Origin of the sequence: Alteromonas sp. CyTr2 (assembly GCF_947311905.1) — a bacterium.
Classification (GTDB): Bacteria; Pseudomonadota; Gammaproteobacteria; order Enterobacterales; family Alteromonadaceae; genus Alteromonas; species Alteromonas macleodii.
The window spans coordinates 1-5,038 of the sequence record NZ_CAMZMZ010000067.1; the positions used below are offsets into that span (position 1 = coordinate 1).

6 protein-coding genes are annotated in these 5,038 nt (G+C 40.2%); 5 read left to right on the forward strand and 1 reads right to left on the reverse strand.

Annotated features, from left to right (window positions below; genetic code table 11):
• A partial coding sequence (locus QME20_RS19425) for a hypothetical protein (RefSeq protein ID WP_281716499.1) occupies nucleotides 1–208 on the forward strand: 208 nt, incomplete at its 5' end.
• A 169-nt stretch (nucleotides 209–377) separates the two neighbouring features.
• Here QME20_RS19425 and QME20_RS19430 read toward each other — a convergent pair.
• Nucleotides 378–1,427, reverse strand: a complete 1,050-nt coding sequence (locus QME20_RS19430) for an IS110 family transposase (protein WP_049589210.1) — start codon at nucleotides 1,425–1,427, stop codon at nucleotides 378–380.
• A gap of 178 nt (nucleotides 1,428–1,605) precedes the next feature.
• Here QME20_RS19430 and QME20_RS19435 point away from each other — a divergent pair, with 178 nt between their 5' ends.
• The 4 genes from QME20_RS19435 to QME20_RS19450 all read left to right on the forward strand — a co-directional run bounded on the left by QME20_RS19435 (nucleotide 1,606) and on the right by QME20_RS19450 (nucleotide 4,923).
• Nucleotides 1,606–2,379, forward strand: a complete 774-nt coding sequence (locus QME20_RS19435) for a Cthe_2314 family HEPN domain-containing protein (protein ID WP_281716500.1) — start codon at nucleotides 1,606–1,608, stop codon at nucleotides 2,377–2,379.
• Between the two features lie 24 nt (nucleotides 2,380–2,403).
• Nucleotides 2,404–3,288, forward strand: coding sequence for a hypothetical protein (locus QME20_RS19440; protein WP_281716501.1), 885 nt, complete (start codon nucleotides 2,404–2,406; stop codon nucleotides 3,286–3,288).
• 144 nt (nucleotides 3,289–3,432) lie between these two features.
• Nucleotides 3,433–4,116, forward strand: a complete 684-nt coding sequence (locus tag QME20_RS19445; RefSeq protein ID WP_281716502.1) for a hypothetical protein — start codon at nucleotides 3,433–3,435, stop codon at nucleotides 4,114–4,116.
• Nucleotides 4,117–4,569: 453 nt separating this feature from the next.
• Nucleotides 4,570–4,923, forward strand: a complete 354-nt coding sequence (locus QME20_RS19450; protein ID WP_281716503.1) for a hypothetical protein — start codon at nucleotides 4,570–4,572, stop codon at nucleotides 4,921–4,923.
• Nucleotides 4,924–5,038: the final 115 nt, after the last annotated feature.

The window sequence follows — 5,038 nt, forward strand, 5'->3', positions numbered from 1 at the left end:
GTCGGCCCAACGCCGATATCGAGCAACTTCTACCATGGCACTTTACGAAGCGTTAGGTGGGATTGCCAGACGCTTACCTTATTGTTGCTCTTTTCAATTCCTTTTGACTGGCAACGGCACTAGACATTCATCGGTTAACCTTCCTCTGTCCTATTCAAACCTAAGTGGCTGCATTGACCAGTTAGTATCAGGTTCAGTGAAGGTGTAAGCAAATTCGTAAAAAGGTAGAGATGCGCAACAGTGGCATGTCTAATCAAACGCAGCAGGTTATGACTTGTTGGTATACTTATCGATGCTGCTTAATGCAGAGTACTGTGCGATAAGTCGATACTCGTCGTTTAACCAGTTAGACGCTAAAGCTCATGCCACTGCGCGACTTACCCGTTTAAAAAGCGTTCTTCATCGAATACCTGCTGATTCTTCAACATAAAGTAAGTACATCTTCCGATTTTGTGAGCGAGTGCTGATAAGGCCTTCGCCTTGCTCATTCTCTTTTGTAACTTGGCTAGATACCGTTTGGCGTTGTCATTACCTTTGAGGTACAACACCGCTGCTTCACTGAATGCCCACTTCAAGTGTGCGTTGCCAATCTTATTACCCTGCGTGCCATGTGTTTTACCGGCCGACTCAGCTTTGCATTTCACTAACCGTGAATACGAGGCAAACTTTTGAACTGATGGAAACCGCTTAATATCGCCAACTTCATACAAAATGGTCAGGGCTAAAATTTTTCCGATACCTGGAAACGACTTAAGGATATGTAAATCTGTTGCACGGTGTGTTTGTGCCTGAGTCTTTACATAATGTTCAATCTTGTAAAGTTCACTCACCATGGTTTCGATAATATTGAGATTTAAATCCATGCTCTTTTGCACAGCTTCATCGGGAAAAAAGTGATGCATTTTTTCTCGGTCAGGTGAATTTTGCAGATTCAAACGAGACTCCAGCGCAGGTAGATTGTATTGACTAATCGTACTGGACACGTGCGCTTTCAGTTGCGCACTCATTCTCATTATGTGGGTTCTACGACGAAGCGCATCACGTATTGAGCGATGCTCTTTTGAATAGGCATGCGCGAGTGGGAAGTTCCCTCCCCGCATGAGCTTGGCAATCTTAAGTGCATCAATCTTATCATTTTTGGTTTTACCAGCATGAATGGCTTTCATGTAAAGCGCATGGCCAAGAATAAAGTCAATATTGTGCTCTTCACAAAAATCAGACACCCAATACCAGCAGTGCATGCATTCAACACCAACAACAATATTGCCCAGATAGGGTTTTAAAAGCGCTAACAGTTTGTCAGGTGAATCATCAATTTTTTCGTGTACGAGAATATTATTTTCATTATCAATAATGCAGACATAGAGCAGTCTTGTGTGAAGATCGATTCCACAATAGTACGGATGTGTATTAGTATAAAAGTTCATTGAGTTTTCTCCCTTGGTTTGGTCGCCTATTAGGATAAACTCAGTTTATTCTGATAGGGAGGAGGCTCAATGATTATCAAACGCATCAAGTCGCCGCTAAAAAGCATGGCTGTAACACCAAAACGTAGCGGCGATATGCTGCCCCACGTGCGCGTGTTATGTGCAAATGGAGCACTCAATGCATTCAGAACATCCAAAGGTAAAACAATTTTTTCCATTAATTACAGAATCTTTGTCTAAAGGGCTAAATGCTCTATCTGATGGTGAGAGTAACTATGAAGCATCAGCTATTGAGAAGTATGCACAAGACATCTTTTCTAGAGTATCAGAAATTGACAATGCAATTAAAAGTATGTCGATTGCTATCGAATATTTAAAGCAGAAGAATTATGAAAACTCAGAGTATAGTTTTTCTGAACACCACACTTTCCATGTAGAAAACTTTTTACTTAGGCTGACTAGCGTCGTTGACCGCTCATATCTATTGGCCGGTTCAACAATGGTGATGGAAAACCATATAATTGAAAAGTTGGGCGGTAAAAGAAAAGTTAGCAGCAAGCTATTGGATTTCAGTCCACGTTCAGAAGCGATATTAAGAAAAATGGATGATGCAATAGAACATCTACGGAGTCCTCGAAATAAAGTGGCTCATCAAGCTGGATATTCCAGAAAAAGCCTTTGTGTTTTACAGACCATAGAAAACGCAGAGGCAGAGTCCATCTCAGTCAGAGAAATCACTGATATCATGTCTTACGATCAGATCAAAGACGCAGTTATTGATGAGTCGATTGATAAATTTGAAACTGTACTGCCTGTAATTGATAATTTAGTTGAAAAATTAATTGATAGTCTGTCTTTTGTGTATGATGGTCTACTGCAATTGCACATAACAAGCAATCCAAGTGACGCCTGCGGCGCAACTGATTTCAGCGTTATACGACAAGTTGAATAAAACTGTAATTTAAAGGAGATAATTTTGGACAATAATGGACTCGTATTATGCAGTGTAATGGTTCAACCCGTTAGGCAACGCATACTAAAATCAATTTTAACTTGGCTTGACATTATTTCAGTAGTTCCCAACCATACTTTTGTTGTAGAAGAAGCCGCTATTCCTTTAGATAGAACTGAGCCATCGGGATATTGGTATTGTGCGGGTGACTTCTGTGACATTGATGAGGCAGGAGTACATCAACATATAGAAGATGCTAATATTAGCCTAGCAAAATGTTTAGTATCACCTGACATTAAAGATGACCACGAGCTAAGACCCGTCCTAGTTATAGCAGGCGAATATAGTGTTAACTATGTTTGCCACAACATTGCGAACCGAGTGTTGTATGCAACCCCAAACCATCTAACATTGGGTGACATTGAAATCCCGAAAAATGGTTATAGTGCTGTTATTAAAAGCACTTTAGGTGTATATGGGCAAAATAAGGTCGAGTGGAAAAGGCGGCAGAAAAATTGCTCCCAAAGTTTAATAGATGAATATACACCGGATAAGCCTGGTGGATCTGGTCCCGATCTAGATGAACAGCGTCGAGAAATTGATAAAATTCATATTGCAGCTTGCCATGGCGACGAACAAAAGGCTCGCAATCTAACGAATGCATTATCCACAGTAGATTACGAGTTTCTAAAAAGAACTGAGCAAACAGTTCAAAAATATGAAGAAGGGCTTGTCAATTTTGAGGAATATACTCAACTAATGGTTAATGCTTGTTCAATTCTATTCAATGAGACCATCAAAATTGTTGGACGCAAGCTCGCCCAAGAAATTTATTCGGGGTGCAACCTTGATATTCAATATACTGAACTTGAAGTTGAAGCTCCAAAATATTTTGCAGCTGGCGGATAATCGTATGACAAATGCATTGACCACTCGCTGTGCTCGCGGGGGGGAACAAAAACACGTAGGCTTCCTGCGCTTCGCTCGGTATTTTAGCCTACGTATTTTTGCTCGTTATGCGGAGCGTTATGTGTGATCAACCCGAGATAAATCATGACGGATAAGGAATTCTCTTCGAAAGCAGAAAAATATATTTACTCTAGAGACCACTTTCGAAAAGTGGCACAGCATGAGTTTTTAAAGTTCAATAAAGATGCAAATCTCTTAGTAGCTTCGATTAACGAACTAGTTGCTAGCTTGACGCTATCCATTTCTGGGAAAAGTTTTAGAGAAATCGAGAATGGGTTATACCTAGCTGATTTAATGGCCTCTTTTTGCCGATCTCATTTTATTGCTTCTGATTTGTTGCTTGGAGGTGAGTTAGTTGAGGGTGCCGTTATTGTAAGAAAGCAGATTGAGCTCTTAGCCAGATTAAATGAAATAACCAATGGGATTGATGTAGATCGCCTCATCAGAAGGACGCCCAATATCAAGCATTTAAAATCAGGCCTCAATAGGCTTTACTCCGATTACTCAGAAATATCGCACTCAGCAAGCCCTAAAGCTATGGAGCTGCTTGGTCGAAAAGAGTACGAACAAGGTACTTTTACCCCCTTGTACCCTGAGTTTCAAGAGAACTCTTACGTCTCTATGCAGCATCTGGTCATGTGCGCTCTTGAATATTATGTTTGGGCTGTTAATTTCTTCAAGGATAATTTCGAGGCATATGATAATGCTGTTGACTTACTCTTATTCGAAAAAGCATTTGAGCAGCATGAGAAAATATACACTGACTAAACAAGGCAGGCAGACCATTAAACAAGACAGGCTCTTTTGTACACGTATTCGGCCAAATCACGCCGTCATGTCCACATGGCGGAGTCTGAAATCGGAGGCTATATCCCAGTAATAGCGAAGTCAATGGACTAAATAAGACAGGCATGTTTGTGGATATACGGAGTCACCATGAAAAGCATACTAAACAATACTAAACAAGACAGGCATATTTCTTTTCTTAATAAGACAGGCATCTTTGTATTGTTGTTTGTTGCTCGCTATTTCAATACTAAACAAGACAGGCATGTTTATGTCTACCCTCTAATACACATGAAGCGGAATGAACTATAACAAAAAATTAAGCCACTCATTTCGTTCGCTGGGTCGCATACATGCGGGGCGGCTTCGCTATTATGCCCCACTTGTATGCGCCCCTTATTTAAAAGTTTACTCTCTAAGAACCAAGATCAAATAATGAGTGATAAAAAGAAAATACTACTTTTGAGGTTGATGGTGATACCGTCGTTATTTTTTTTTCTATGTCTTTTTTCTGCAGCCTTTACACCTAAAGATACGCCTTCGGTAGATGCAAGTGTCATGAAAAAATGGGTGGAAGATAATAGAAAAACCGATAGTTATATGGTTCATTTGAGCGGGGGAAGTGTCAAAAAGAAGAAGCAGGCAATTCCTCAAGGGTTGTATAGAAAAATTGAAATTGGTGATCAAGTCAAGTTGATTCAATCAAGCCCTCAAGGAAGCTGGGTCTACATAAACACGTTTCGAAATGGTGTGGAGGTGATCCCCACAACAAATATTAACGGAAACTAATAAGACAGGCACAATAAACAAGACAGGCATATTTCTTTACGGCTGAAATTGAAGTTGGTAAGACTTACAACGGTAAGATTACACGTATTGTAGACTTCGGTGCGTTTGTAGAAGT

Bases quoted from the DNA above. Each gene is read 5' to 3' on its own strand.
- QME20_RS19430 (WP_049589210.1), bottom strand. From the start codon at position 1,427: ATGAACTTTTATACTAATACACATCCGTACTATTGTGGAATCGATCTT.
- QME20_RS19435 (WP_281716500.1), top strand. From the start codon at position 1,606: ATGCATTCAGAACATCCAAAGGTAAAACAATTTTTTCCATTAATTACA.
- QME20_RS19445 (WP_281716502.1), top strand. From the start codon at position 3,433: ATGACGGATAAGGAATTCTCTTCGAAAGCAGAAAAATATATTTACTCT.
- QME20_RS19450 (WP_281716503.1), top strand. From the start codon at position 4,570: ATGAGTGATAAAAAGAAAATACTACTTTTGAGGTTGATGGTGATACCG.